Consider the following 13,067-nt stretch of genomic DNA (forward strand, 5'->3'; position numbering starts at 1 on the left):
TGCAAGAACGCTAATGATAAAAATTGAGCTGATTAGGTAGAGGTATCCTCAGGGCTAAAAAGCCAATTTAAAAATCAACAGTGAAAAAAAAGGGGTTAAGAATGAAGGTTTAACGGAGCTTCAGGAGGAGGACGACGACGAGTGATGCGTTAGAAAATTGCGCAATGCTCTGAGGTTGGGGTATGGTGTGATGGGTGATAAATGTTGCCATCTGAGTCTCCTTTAAGAAAATTTGACAAAAGTATAGCACAGAAGTTTGAAAATCGCAAAAAAGGTTTGACATGTAAGACATCAAAAAACCGTTTTTGCGATCAAATCGTTTCCGGCTAAAGATTCACTGCCGATCGTCATACGCCATTAAAGCAAGCGGAAACGGCTCTAACGAGCGGTCTAAAACACCTTGCAACACTGAAATTGCAATACCATAGTTAGTAATGGGAACATTTGCTTTTTGCGCTTCGATAAGACGTGAAAGCATACCTTGGCGGTTGAGCGTACACGCACCGCAGTGAATGATGAGTTGATACTCTGCAATATTTTCGGGATAATCCTTCCCGCTACAATGCTCAATCGTTAAATCAAGTCCGCTGTACTGTCTAAGCCACCGTGGGATTTTGACCCTGCCGATGTCATCTTCCAAAGCATGGTGCGTACAGGCTTCGGCGATTAGCACTTTATCGCCCTCTTTAAGATCGTGAATCATCTTTGCACCCTCGCTTAGAGTGATCAAATCGCCTTTAAGGCGCGCCATCAAAATCGAAAAGGTCGTGACTTTGACATCTTTTGGCGTATCGGCAACCGTTTTTAAAACACATTGCGAATCGCAAACGACGAGCTTCGGAGATGATTTGAGTTGGCTTAACATGTAGCTTAGCTCTCGCTCTTTAACGACAAGGCAACAGGCGTCATGGTCTAAAATATCGCGAATCGCTTGCACTTGAGGCAAAATCAAACGCCCTTTGGGTGCTTGCAAGTCGATGGGAACAACCAGAACGATCACATCGCCCTCCCCTATCAAATCCCCTAAAAGAGAAGGTTGTTTGATCCACGATGAAGGAATAATCTCGTGTATTTTTTCAAAGAAACGCTCCTTATTTTCGCCCGTTTTAGCACTCATTTCAAGCCATGAAGCGGCGTGCTTGCACAGGGTTTGCACAAACGGCTCTTGCGGGATTTCTTGGTCTATTTTATTACAAATGATCGTAAAAGCAATCGCTTTTTCTTTAAAAAGTGCTACCAATTTTTCCTCAAAAGTACCCCAACGATTAGGCTCTACCACTAAAACGGCAACATCTATTTTTTGGATGACATGTAACGTTTGCTTGATGCGTGCTTCGCCCAAACTTCCCTCATCGTCAATTCCTGCGGTGTCGATAAAAACAACCGGTCCTAAAGGCTGAATCTCCATCGTTTTTTCCACAGGATCGGTCGTCGTGCCCGGTGTTTCGGAGACAATGGACATCGCTTGGTTCGTGATGAGATTCATTAAAGAGGATTTTCCTACGTTGCGGCGACCAAAAAGTCCGATGTGCAGGCGTAATCCTTTAGGCGTTTGCGTCATAAAAATTCCTTTGTTCTTTTTGTCGTACAATAAAGCGTTCGCTATCGCCGTTAGTGTCGGCAATGCCTCGACCGATAGCAATGATTTTGCCGGAGATACACAAGCGACAATGCTTTGGCGTATCGTCGATGCAAATTTTACCCGGATACAAGCGGTACAAGGCGCGGTATTCGCCCTCGGTAATGACAGGCATCACGACATTGGCTCCGCTCTTTAGGGCAATGGCGCGACCGTTGGGATCAAGCGTTTCCATCGCCGTCGTAGCAGGAATGTTGATCTTTGGAAGCAGTAAACGAACCAACGCCGTCATCTTCAGTGCCATCGTAAACTCGCCACCTTTTACCTGCGCAAGCGGCGTGTTTTCACTGGGAATAAAAGGACCGATGCCGATCATATCAAAATCCGACTGTTTGAAAAAAAGAAGATCGTTTGCCAAAGACGTGATGCTCTGCCCCGGCAAGCCAACAAGCGAACCGCTTCCCGTTTCATAACCGAGTTCTTTTAAAATACGAAGGCATTTTAAGCGATTCTCAAAACTCATCTGAGGATGCAACGACTGATAGAGTGCTTTATCGGTAGTTTCAATACGCAATAGATAACGATTGGCTCCTGCTTCTTTGTAGGCTTGGTACTCTGCTTCACTTTTTTCGCCCAAACTCAGCGTGACCGTAGCGCCTAAGGCGCGTATGGAAGCGATGATGTCGCACATCGCTTCCATGGAGTAACTATGGCTTTCACCTGATTGGAGTACAATGGTTTTATACCCGTAATCAATTGCCTTGCGTGCAAAGCTAAGAATCTCTTCACTGCTTAACTTATAACGTTTAATGAAGCGATTTTCGACTCTGAGTCCGCAATAATGACATGTACGCGTACAGATATTGGAAAACTCCAACAACCCTTTGAGATGCACGTCGTTACCGACATAACGTTCGCGTGTTTGATCGGCGGCATGAAAGAGGGCTTCATCATAGCGATCTGAACGTAAAAATTCAACCAATTCTTGATGACTTAATTCATGGGTTTGCAAGACTTTGGCGATTCTATCCATTTATTTTCCTAGTGCAATTAAACGAGAGGGCGATAAAAGAGCGTCGATTTCATTCTCTTCTAACGTTGTTTCGCGTATTAAGAGCTCTTTGAGAGTCATATTGGAGTTTACATGTAAAGCCGATGCAAGCTGTGTCGCCTTTTCGTAACCTAACACGTCTAAAAGGGCTACTAAACAACCGCTAGAGTTTAAAACTTGTGAAAGGGCGTGTTCCGTGTTGGCTTCAATGCCTTCAATCGCCTTTTCGCGAAACATAGCAACCGTATTTTTCAGAAGCGTTAAGCTCTCTAAAAACGCCTGCGCCAAAAGAGGCATAAAGGCGTTAAGTTCGAGTTGACCGTTTTGGGCGGCTTGGCAAACCAAAAAGTCGTTGCCCATCACTTTCATCGCCGCTTGATTGACCGCTTCGCAAATGACGGGATTGATTTTGCCGACCATAATGGAAGAGCCCGCTTGCACGGGCGGCAGGGCAATTTCCGCCAAACCTGCACGAGGGCCTGATGAGAGAAGCCGTAAATCTGAAGCAATTTTAAACAAATTGGTCGCATGCGCTTTTAAGATACCGCTGACTTCAACGAACATATCGCAATTTTGCGTCGCATCGATCAAATTTTCAGAACGTGCTACGGGAAGATCACTCACCTCTTTGAGACACTCGACAACAAGAAAAAGGTACTTTTTAGGAGCACCGATGCCCGTACCGATCGCCGTTCCGCCGAGGTTGACGTTTTTAAGGCGTTCGATGGACTTAAAGACGCGCCAGCGATCTCTGGCAATTGCTTCGGCATACGCTCCAAAACCAGCTCCCAAACTCATAGGAACGGCGTCTTGAAGTTCGGTTCGTGCCATTTTAAGTACGGAGCTAAACGCTTTTTCTTTATCTTGAAGTGCGCCTTGAAGTTTGGCAATTTCATCGCCGAGTTCTTGTAAAAGAGACATCGATGCCACTTTCAGCGCGGTTGGGTAAACATCGTTGGTGGATTGGTGCAAATTGACATGATCAAGCGGATGAAGGATCTCGTAACTGCCTTTGGAATGCCTCATGATTTCTAAGGCACGATTGGCGATGACTTCATTCATGTTCATATTCAACGACGTTCCCGCCCCGCCTTGTAACGCATCGACGATGATATTATTGTGCCATCTGCCCGAGATCATCTCATCGCAAGCTTGTATAATCGCTTTTGCTTTAGCGGCATCTAAAAAACCAAGCGTCGCATTGGCGTTTGCACACGCTTTTTTTACCTGTGCAAACGCTTGAATAAACCGTGTATCGATGCCTAAATGACTAAGCGGAAAGTTTTCGAAAGCCCGAAGCGTATGAATACCGTAATACGCCTCGCTTGGGACTTCTCGTTCTCCTAAAAGATCATGTTCTATGCGAAAACTCACGCACGTTCCTTACAGATGGCAATCATTTTTACCGTGTTCTAGCCCGTGAAGCATATCTTCGACTTTGTCGGCTAAAAGCGGCATATTTTCACGCAACATTCCAAGGTATTTAGGGATAATAATACGCTCGCCGATGCGTTTGACTTCAGGGGATGCATAGTCTCTCATATACTCTTTAAAGGTCAAAATACCGTTAGGAATACACAAATGTTTGATGCTTGCATTTTTTGCTAGCGGCATAAAATCGCACCCTGTGCGCCCTTCTCGGTAACAGGAAGTACAAAAAGAAGGCAAACGCTCTTCTTTGATGAGGCTTAGGATAAACTCATCAATCCCTCGATGATCGCCGATGGCAAATTGTTGAATGGAAAGATCATTACCCTCTTCGTGTTTTTTATACCCGCCGATACCGATGTTCGTACCCGCATCCATCTGCGAAATGCCGCATTTTTTAAGCATTTCGTCTCTGAGTTCCGGCTCTTCGCGTGCCGTTAAAATCGTTCCCGTAAACGGACACATTAAACGAATGACAGCCACGACGCGCATAAAATCTTCATCGCTCATGGCATAAGGAAACTCGCTTAAATCGGTATCGGAAGTGCGTTTGATGCGAGGAAACGACATCGTATGCGGACCGATACCGAACACTCTTTCTAAATCCATCGCATGATGTAACATGGCAAGCACTTCAAATTTCCAGTCGTAAATACCGAACAACACGCCTACCGCGACATCGTCCAGTCCTGCATTTAAGCCTCGATGCAATGCGAATAATCGCCAATCATACTCGCCTTTGAGCGTGCCTTTGGGATGCATTTTTTCATACGTTGCCCTATGATACGTCTCTTGAAAGACTTGATACGTTCCAATGCCCTCGGCTTTAATGGCTTGGTACTCCTCTTCAAACATCGGAGCGGCATTGATGTTGACACGCCTGATTTCCGTATTGTCTTTTTTTGTGGCGTAAATGGTTCGCACACTTTGGGCAATGTAGTTATAATCGCTCTTTGGATGCTCACCGTAAACGGCGATCAGACGCTTTTGCCCCGCATCTAAGAGTGCTTTGACTTCTTCTTCAAGCTCTTCGTGATTCAACGTTTTTTTGGACATGGAATCATTGGAAGATTTAAAACCACAGTACTGGCAGTTGTTTACACAGGGATTGGAGATATACAGCGGCGAAAAGAGAACGATTCGGTTTCCGTAAACCTCTTCTTTGATGTACGTTGCCGCTTTAAAAACCTCATCCCATAAAGCTCTATCGGTAATATTTAAAAGCGTTGCCGTCTCTTCGGGAGAGAGCATATCGCCTTTAGTGGCGTTATTTCTGGCTTTTTCAATAATGGCTAGAACACGCTCTTTTGAAGGATTTTTTGCTTCATTAATGGTTTGATGAATTGCCTCATCGTCAATAAAATCGTTAAACTCGCGCGATGCTTCCCACGCTTTAATGCGTGCAAATCGCTCACTCGTCCATGACATTGTTTTTCCTTTACATGTAAAGCACTAGCCGCCGTAGCGGCTAGGTTTTTAATGGTGCGCTTTTAGAGGTTGCTCTAGAGTGCTGACTTTAACCAAATCGTTTTCAACCCATTTAGGCGCATGATGAAGGGCATCTTCCAACGGTACGTCACCTGAACCGAAACGAAACATCGCTTTAAAATCTTCAATGTTAATCACGGCTAATGGAAGATGCGCACCTACTGCCATCACTGTCGCAATGATAGATCCCCAAACGTGAAAATTGAAAAAATAGACCATTGTCGTTTTACCTAAAACAGGAGCCATAAAATACAGCAACCATCCCGTAACGATGAGTCCAAAAATCATAAAGATAAAAAAGAGGTAGGTTATCTTTTGACCGGCGTTAAAACGACCTTGAGGAGCCACTTCAACAGGACCAAAAGGAATACCAAACAAGCGTCTGGGATAGCCTCCAAGATTTTTAAACCACGCAAAGGTATCGGCATCCCAAATAAGTAGATTGCGTAACATTAAAAAGAAACGATCCGCATTTAATACCACAAAGCCCACAAAATTGAGCGTAAAAACAATCGCGATGCCGATGTGAAACGTCATCATGAGTGAAGCGGTCGCTTCACTTACTAGTTTAAAATAGATCAAAACGCCTGTAATAGCGAGGATCATCCATGTCACCATGTTAATGTTATGAAACATTTTCTCCGACATCGGGAATTTTAAAACTCTTTCATTAGCCATGGTGTGCTCCTTGCATTAAAAGATTACTTCGATCGACATAGGTTTTGGTATGTAACAACTGCTCCGCAACTTCGCCCATCGGCTTGGTTCCCATGTCTTGATAGACTTTAAGGCAACTTGCATTTTGGTGCGAGCCTGCAAGATTGATTTTTTGCAAACGTTTGTCATCTTTGTAAAGCCCTTGTTGGCGAAGTGCGATGTATGACTTTCGTTTTTGAACGATGTCAGTAACAACATAACCGCTGATCGCGATTGCAGAAACCGACACGCCTGCGGCTTTAAGAAAATCGCGACGACTTAACAATTGACCGACCGGTTTTTCGGCGTAAAAATAGTTCTCTTTGGTAGCTTCCATAGTTTCTCCTTAAGCTCTAAGCGGTAATGGCAATAATGGGTGCAACCACGATGTTCCCATCGTTCGCACAGGCTGTCCGCCGCCGTTAACACAACCGCCGGGGCAGTTCATCACTTCGACAAAGTGGTATTGATTTTTATCGTCGATCAAGCGTTTAACGATCTCTTTAATGTTGCGTGAAGCCCCGTTGACGACGGCAACTTTCACATTGATGATTTTTCCATTTAATGCTTTCAAAGGAACGGGGATCGTCGCTTCAACGATGTCTTGCTCGTATCCGCGCACCAACGTAATATCGGGATTGGAAAGCTCCGTGCCGGATAAAATAAAATACGCCGTTCGAAGTGCCGCTTCCATAACACCGCCGCTTGCTCCAAAAATCGTCGCAGCACCCGTATAGACGTTCATGGTTTCTATCTCGCGCTCGTCGGACATCGTCAGTGGATTAATTCCTTTGCGTCTAAAGATTTCAGCCGCATCACGTGCCGTTAATACCGCATCAATATCTTGAAAAGAAGGAGTTTCTTGCGGAATTTTGCTTTCTGCTTTTAAATGCTCATAAGCTGAATTAAACTCCGGTCTGCTTGCCTCAAAAATCTTTGCCGTACAAGGCGTCACGGAAACCATATAAATATCACGAGGGTCTTTCTTCCACACAAATTCCGCCGCCCATGTTTTAGCAAGTGCACCGCCCATCTGAATCGGTGATTTGGCTCCGGAAATATGAGGAATAAGCTCAGGATGAAATGTTTCGGCATTTTTAACCCACGCCGGACAGCAACTCGTAAAATGCGGTAGCGGATGGTGTGCAACATGTTCTAAATCCTCACCGCGTTCGCCCAAAACCCAGTAACGTACTTTTTTGATAAACTCCGTGCCCTCTTCCAAAATGGTCTGATCGGCGGCAAAATTGACATCATAGTTATGAAAGCCTGCTTTTTCAAACGCATTGTAAAGACGATTGATCGTAAGATCGCCCGGTGTTCCGCCAAACTCTTCGGCAATGGAAACACGAACGGCAGGGGAAGGGTGGGCAACCACAAACGCTTTAGGATCATCAAGCTTTTTCATGATTTCATCCACAAAACTCATCTGCTCAATCGCACCAAACGGACAATTGACCAAACATTGACCACAGGCGACGCATTTGTTGGTGCTAATCGCATGAGCAACCCCTAAAGAACCTTTGATCGCCTCGGTGGGACAAAACGCGGTACAGGTATCGCACCCTACGCAGTTGTCTTGATTGATCTTGATGATACCTCTTAACTCGCCTTTACGATGCGTTCCTTCAAACGCCGCCTCGCCGCCCCAAGACTCTTTACTCGGCGGAAACGTGCGTATCTTTGAAACTTCCGACATTCAAACCTCCTTTTAAAGTTTAGTGTATTACATTCGAATAAGTAAATAATAATTTACCTTTGCATGTTGAAATCGTACAAGATTTAAGATTAAATTAATATTAATAAGATAGAAAAAGTATTATTAAATAACTCTAATATTTTTTAAATATGAAATAAACACCTTTATTCATAAAAAATAGTATTTATTTCAAATTATCGGGGCATCGTAGCATGAAAAAAGAGGAGAAAAAGGGGGAAATAGTTTCTAAAAGAGATTATTGAGCTATTTTAAAACGTCAAGGGCACTTGACCTTTAAGTGCCCTATTTTTATCACGCTTTGAAAAGTTGGTAGATCGAACTAAAGTCTTCCTCGCCGTATCCGCTCATCTTTGCTTTACAAAAAAGCTCTTTGGTAACACTGGCGGTGTAAAGTGGGCGGTTCATGCTATACGCCAAATCTTGCAAACAGTGCAGGTCTTTATTGATCGCCGCGGTGCTAAAATGCGCACTAAAGTCCTCATCGATCAGTTTTTGCGTTTTTGCCGCTAGCACCAGTGACTTTCCGCCACCCGCACCTAAAATGTCCAATAACTCTTTTTTATCGATGCCGCACGCCTCACCCAGAGCCGTACACTCCGCGATCGTCGCCATAAAAGAACCCAAACAAAGGTTGTTAATCAGCTTCATTTTCGCCGCAAATCCTGCCTCTTTGAGGTGGAAAATCGTCGAAGCAAACTTCTCAAGTAACGGTTTACATGTAAGATAAACAGCTTCTTTGCCGGCACACACAGCGGTCAACTCACCTTTGCTCGCAGGCACGACACTTCCAAGTACAGGACATTCAAGGTAATTGCCGCCTTTGGCTTCGACCATCGCATGAAATTCGACCACGTCGTTGAAATGATTGGTGCTAAGATCGACGATGGTTTTGCCTTTTTGTATCGCGCTTAACAGCCCATTTTCCATCGTTAAAACATCGCGAACGCCCGCTGAGTCAAACAGACATAAAAATACGGTATCGCATTTTTCCAAAAGCACTTTGGGAGAGCTTTCACACACAAAACCTTTCGCCTCCGCTTTGCTTTTGGTACGGTTCCAAACGATGACCTCTTCATTCATACTTGTTAAACGTTTTGCGATGGCAGCGCCTAAGTTACCTAAACCTATAAAACCGATTGCCATGATGACTCCTTTGAGCTATTTTTTAGAATTATAGTCTAAATTAGACAAAATATCTTTAAATGAATGCTATAATTGCCAAATGAAAAAAGAGCTCAAACCGTATGTCACTTTATGTGACGCCATCGCCAAACTGTTTTACCCCAATGTTGAAGTCGTCATGCACGACTTGGAAGCCAAAAAGCTCGTCCACATCGTTAATGCGTTCTCAAAACGCCGCGTGGGCGATGCGATGCTCAGTGAACTGAGAGACCTAAACAGCATCAAAGAAAATTGGGTCGGACCGTACGATAAAACCAGCAGTGATGGCAAACGCCTCAAAGCGGTCAGCATCATCGTGCGAGACACGGAGGAAAAGCCCATCGGGATGATCTGCATCAACTACAACATCGAACCCTTGGAGAGCTTGCACGATTTTCTCAAAAGCTTTTTACATGTAAACGCCGAAGCCAAACCCTCCGTACTCTTTTCGCAAAGTTGGAGAGAGCACACCGACGAGATGATCGAAAAATACTTAAGCACCAAAAACATCGCTCTCTCAGGACTTTCCAGTGAAGATAAAAAAGAGTTGGTGGTCTTTTTGGAACACGAGGGCATCTTCGCCATTCGCAATGTCGTGGGGTATATCTGCTCGGTGTTAAATGTCTCTAAGGCTACGATTTATAACTGGTTGAAAGCAGTAAGAAATTAACGCGCAATTTTATACAATTCAAAAAAACAAACCTTCTTTATAATGCTCCTCGAAAATCAAAGGAGTTCATTATGAAAACAGACACACAGCTTTTTGAAGCATTTGAATACGGTACGCTTTTAGTCGATGACAAAAGCGTTAATTTAGCAGAAATTGCATGGTGGAACCACCCAAAATTTGAAGGGGTGGCTTTGAAACATCTTATCACCTCAGCCCAAAGCGATGGGGCATTTAGCTTTCATCTGGTACGCATTGCTCCGCACAAAACCATCGAAACGCATATCCATGAAAATGAGTTAGAAACCCATGAGGTCATTGGTGGTAGTGGGCGTTGCATCAAAGAAGGCGTTACGTTTGCGTATGGAAAAGGAAATATCAGCATTTTCCCTCAAAAAACACCGCATTCCATTCATGCTGATGCAGAAGGATTGTATCTTTTAGCGAAGTTTTTCCCCGCTTTGTGCTAATGCATCTAAATCAATACATGCCGCTTTGTAAGATGATGGAGAGATTTGATACAGATGTTTAAACTGTCTTATAAAGTGGCTTTGGTCGTAAAATCCTGCATTCATCCCTGCCTCTGTTAAAGAATCGGTTTCTTCAAGCATGTTTTTGGCTTTTCGTACACGGTTTTGAATGTGAAATTGATGCGGTGTCATTCCAAGGCTTTCATCGAACTTACGAATGAAATGGTACTTGCTCATCGCACTAAAGCGTGAGAGATGCTCAACATCGATACTCTTCGGGGTAGGTTTCTAAAAACTCTTTAATAGGCAAAAGGATTATGGTATTTTTCATGTTGATGATGCGCATACAGTAGAGGTAATTTGTTTAAAAGCTTATCGCTACTCACCACATCCAAAAGCTTTGCACCTATAAGAATTTCTAAATATTTAGACACAATCTTATGTGCTTTTTCAAGTGGATAATGCTCTAAAAACGATTTTTTGAGGCTCATGACCAACAGATCATAAACACCTAAACTTTGGAGTTCATGCATTTCATAAGGGCATATAGTAAAAACATCGTTTTTTTCACATAACGTCGTTGTTTGATTGACACACACAAAGAGTTTGCCTTTTAAGACAATGCCCATCGTATAACTTGAAATATGACAATGCTTCGGGTATGAAAAAGAGACTTGCGAAAGCGAGATAAACTCCAAATCTTCATGCGCTGTTTTACAATAATAAACCGCCGTTTTTTCCTGCATCATCACTCATCTTTCAAAAGACACGATTCCAACCAACGACAATATTCACGATACCCGTTCGCATCATAATTTAAAGACGAAGGATTCATAAAACCATGCAAATATGAACTTTTAATGCATGTGAGAGTCTCTTTATGAATTAGGTTGGCTATCACTTCATCGACATCAAAATGTTTTTCACATTTTGGAAAAATAAGCGTGCAAGGAATCAATGGTTTCACCTCTAAAAAATGGCGAATTTGAGATGCGTAAAAGCCATAAAAAGCTTTTATATTCTCACCGGATAATCCATCTAACGCTTTCCACATTGCCGAAGCGCCCATGCTAAATCCTATAAGAATGACTGCTTTATTTGAAAGTGCCGCAAGTGCTTTGACGCACAACGTGGCATAATGTTCAAGCCCACAGTGCTGTAAAAACGCCTCATAGGCTTCACTTTCATCGTGAAAATCCATGTATTTAGCCTCGTACGGGTCTAGGATATGCACGTCTTTGCATAAAAAAGATAGACGCTGTTTTAACTCTCCTATGGCGTTTGTATAGCCGAAAATATCGGTGGCTAAGAGAATATGTGGCATATTGTTTTCTTTACATGTAAAAAGTAATCATCTTGATTATTTACTAAATGCAACATGTTCATAAAGATAGTTGTTGAGGTATAATCATATCTTCACAGCTACATATCTGCTTCATTTGTAGAATACCAATCAATTTTTCGAGTAATATACATAATTGTTGTAAGGATGCCAAATAATCCAATACTTCCCATAATAAGTGCGTAATCCTCCAATTGCAATACAATATAGAAATAACCATAGAGCGTAATGAGAATACTACAAACTATTTTTGTAAAAGATGTACTTTTTGTAATGGACTTTGAATATCCAGAGACTAGAACAGTAATTAAAAATGCTGATACAAGATAGGCTATATCAAAATTAAAATGTTCAGAAATAGCTAATAATAATACATAAAAAAGCAAGATTGCCAATCCAATCAAAATATACTGAATAGGGTGAACACGTCTTTTATTAATGACTTCAGAAAAGAAAAATGCTGAAAAAGTAAAAATAATAAACATAAAGGCATATTTCGTAACTCTTATTGATTTTTGATAAATATCTGCTGGGATTAATAATTGTACTCCAAAAGAAGCATCAGGAGATTCCTGTGCAATATAAAGATTTTTATGATTATTTGGGATAGGTGAACCAATCTTATAGTCATCACCAATCCATACTTGAGGATAACTGCGGTTTAAGTGCAAAACATTCCATTGAGCTGAAAATCCCTTCTCTGTAATTTCCCTTACTGTAGGAAGAAATGAACCTTTAAAACTTGGTGTTTTCCAGCTCGATTTTACTTCGATATGCGTTGTCTTCCCCAGGGGAACAAAATAAAGTTTTTCACTTCCATTTAAAAAAAGTTGTAAAGAAAAAGATTGATCTTTTTTATCTATTGAAATTGGAATAATAGCTTGCGCACCAGATTTACCAATATCTTGTGTTTTTAGTCCAGGACCTGCTTGATAAACTTTGTCGTTAAATGAAACTATAATATTTTTTTGAATTCCTCTCATATCAGAAATTCCTATAGAAAAAACTGCTTCATCCCAGAGGATATTGGAAGGATCAATATCTAAATGTTTTAAAGATGGAATTACAAAATTTCCCTTAATATCAATTTGTGAATTATAAACAACTGTTTGATAAATATTTCGATATCGCATCTGAGGGTCGATAACACCCGATATATTCAGGTCCTCAGGTAAAATGTGAAGATAACGAATGCTATATTTTGTTTGATTGTTTTTTTCATCTTTTAAAAATACTTTAAATGGTACTGTAAAAAAAGGACCTGTGATTTTTTGCGCATCACCCCAATTATGATTTGTTTCAGAGACAACAGTGGTTTTTCGATTTTCTCGCTCATTCATTGTTGAAGAAATCATACTCATGGGAATGAGTAATATCAATGTCAAAAATGCAATTGATATCATTTTTAACGATACAGAGTTGCGCATAAAATTTCCAAATTTTTCTGAATTGACACTCATGTTAT

13 protein-coding genes and 1 pseudogene are annotated in these 13,067 nt (G+C 42.0%); 2 read left to right on the top strand and 12 right to left on the bottom strand.

The annotated features are described in order from the left end of the window. Positions 1-334: 334 nt before the first annotated feature. From hydF to UCH003_RS09490, 8 genes are all read right to left on the bottom strand, one after another. Positions 335-1,561 (bottom strand): [FeFe] hydrogenase H-cluster maturation GTPase HydF, encoded by a 1,227-nt coding sequence (gene hydF, locus UCH003_RS09455; protein WP_060826326.1) that lies wholly within the window; start codon positions 1,559-1,561, stop codon positions 335-337. After that, the gene (hydE, locus tag UCH003_RS09460; protein WP_060826327.1) at positions 1,545-2,612 is read right to left on the bottom strand and encodes a [FeFe] hydrogenase H-cluster radical SAM maturase HydE; all 1,068 of its coding nucleotides are present in this window, start codon (positions 2,610-2,612) and stop codon (positions 1,545-1,547) included. The genes hydF and hydE overlap by 17 nt, the downstream gene beginning before the upstream one ends. Continuing rightward, positions 2,613-4,004: an aspartate ammonia-lyase gene (locus UCH003_RS09465; protein ID WP_060826328.1), complete on the bottom strand. Its 1,392-nt coding sequence runs from the start codon at positions 4,002-4,004 to the stop codon at positions 2,613-2,615. A gap of 9 nt (positions 4,005-4,013) precedes the next feature. Continuing rightward, positions 4,014-5,486 (bottom strand): [FeFe] hydrogenase H-cluster radical SAM maturase HydG, encoded by a 1,473-nt coding sequence (gene hydG / locus UCH003_RS09470; protein ID WP_082709181.1) that lies wholly within the window; start codon positions 5,484-5,486, stop codon positions 4,014-4,016. A 48-nt stretch (positions 5,487-5,534) separates the two neighbouring features. After that, positions 5,535-6,224, bottom strand: coding sequence for a cytochrome b/b6 domain-containing protein (locus UCH003_RS09475; protein WP_060826329.1), 690 nt, complete (start codon positions 6,222-6,224; stop codon positions 5,535-5,537). After that, entirely contained in the window at positions 6,217-6,579 is a 363-nt protein-coding gene (locus tag UCH003_RS09480; protein ID WP_060826330.1) for an iron hydrogenase small subunit, read from the bottom strand. The genes UCH003_RS09475 and UCH003_RS09480 overlap by 8 nt, the downstream gene beginning before the upstream one ends. Positions 6,580-6,588: 9 nt before the next feature. Beyond that, positions 6,589-7,941 (bottom strand): [Fe-Fe] hydrogenase large subunit C-terminal domain-containing protein, encoded by a 1,353-nt coding sequence (locus UCH003_RS09485; RefSeq protein ID WP_060826331.1) that lies wholly within the window; start codon positions 7,939-7,941, stop codon positions 6,589-6,591. 312 nt (positions 7,942-8,253) lie between these two features. Further along, positions 8,254-9,105, bottom strand: a complete 852-nt coding sequence (locus UCH003_RS09490; RefSeq protein ID WP_060826332.1) for an NAD(P)-dependent oxidoreductase — start codon at positions 9,103-9,105, stop codon at positions 8,254-8,256. A 79-nt stretch (positions 9,106-9,184) separates the two neighbouring features. Here UCH003_RS09490 and UCH003_RS09495 point away from each other — a divergent pair, with 79 nt between their 5' ends. Both UCH003_RS09495 and UCH003_RS09500 read left to right on the top strand, forming a co-directional pair. Further along, positions 9,185-9,793: a helix-turn-helix transcriptional regulator gene (locus UCH003_RS09495; RefSeq protein ID WP_060826333.1), complete on the top strand. Its 609-nt coding sequence runs from the start codon at positions 9,185-9,187 to the stop codon at positions 9,791-9,793. Positions 9,794-9,864: 71 nt separating this feature from the next. Continuing rightward, positions 9,865-10,260, top strand: coding sequence for a cupin domain-containing protein (locus UCH003_RS09500; RefSeq protein ID WP_060826334.1), 396 nt, complete (start codon positions 9,865-9,867; stop codon positions 10,258-10,260). Here UCH003_RS09500 and UCH003_RS09505 read toward each other — a convergent pair. From UCH003_RS09505 to creD, 4 genes and pseudogenes are all read right to left on the bottom strand, one after another. Beyond that, positions 10,231-10,530: a helix-turn-helix domain-containing protein gene (locus UCH003_RS09505; protein ID WP_280937473.1), complete on the bottom strand. Its 300-nt coding sequence runs from the start codon at positions 10,528-10,530 to the stop codon at positions 10,231-10,233. The genes UCH003_RS09500 and UCH003_RS09505 overlap by 30 nt on opposite strands. Positions 10,531-10,559: 29 nt before the next feature. Continuing rightward, positions 10,560-11,009, bottom strand: a complete 450-nt coding sequence (locus tag UCH003_RS09510; protein WP_060826336.1) for an AraC family ligand binding domain-containing protein — start codon at positions 11,007-11,009, stop codon at positions 10,560-10,562. After that, a pseudogene (locus tag UCH003_RS09515) lies at positions 11,009-11,593 on the bottom strand (hypothetical protein); the annotation flags it as partial. The pseudogene UCH003_RS09515 and the gene UCH003_RS09510, both read right to left, overlap by 1 nt. 89 nt (positions 11,594-11,682) lie before the next feature. Then, on the bottom strand, positions 11,683-13,062 hold the full coding sequence (creD, locus tag UCH003_RS09520) for a cell envelope integrity protein CreD (protein ID WP_060826338.1): 1,380 nt from the start codon (positions 13,060-13,062) through the stop codon (positions 11,683-11,685). Positions 13,063-13,067: the final 5 nt, after the last annotated feature.

This window comes from Sulfurospirillum cavolei (assembly GCF_001548055.1).
Lineage (GTDB): Bacteria > Campylobacterota > Campylobacteria > Campylobacterales > Sulfurospirillaceae > Sulfurospirillum.

Bases quoted from the DNA above. Each gene is read 5' to 3' on its own strand.
- hydF (WP_060826326.1), bottom strand. From the start codon at position 1,561: ATGACGCAAACGCCTAAAGGATTACGCCTGCACATCGGACTTTTTGGT.
- hydE (WP_060826327.1), bottom strand. From the start codon at position 2,612: ATGGATAGAATCGCCAAAGTCTTGCAAACCCATGAATTAAGTCATCAA.
- hydG (WP_082709181.1), bottom strand. From the start codon at position 5,486: ATGTCATGGACGAGTGAGCGATTTGCACGCATTAAAGCGTGGGAAGCA.
- UCH003_RS09475 (WP_060826329.1), bottom strand. From the start codon at position 6,224: ATGGCTAATGAAAGAGTTTTAAAATTCCCGATGTCGGAGAAAATGTTT.
- UCH003_RS09480 (WP_060826330.1), bottom strand. From the start codon at position 6,579: ATGGAAGCTACCAAAGAGAACTATTTTTACGCCGAAAAACCGGTCGGT.
- UCH003_RS09485 (WP_060826331.1), bottom strand. From the start codon at position 7,941: ATGTCGGAAGTTTCAAAGATACGCACGTTTCCGCCGAGTAAAGAGTCT.
- UCH003_RS09490 (WP_060826332.1), bottom strand. From the start codon at position 9,105: ATGGCAATCGGTTTTATAGGTTTAGGTAACTTAGGCGCTGCCATCGCA.
- UCH003_RS09495 (WP_060826333.1), top strand. From the start codon at position 9,185: ATGAAAAAAGAGCTCAAACCGTATGTCACTTTATGTGACGCCATCGCC.
- UCH003_RS09500 (WP_060826334.1), top strand. From the start codon at position 9,865: ATGAAAACAGACACACAGCTTTTTGAAGCATTTGAATACGGTACGCTT.
- UCH003_RS09510 (WP_060826336.1), bottom strand. From the start codon at position 11,009: ATGATGCAGGAAAAAACGGCGGTTTATTATTGTAAAACAGCGCATGAA.
- creD (WP_060826338.1), bottom strand. From the start codon at position 13,062: ATGAGTGTCAATTCAGAAAAATTTGGAAATTTTATGCGCAACTCTGTA.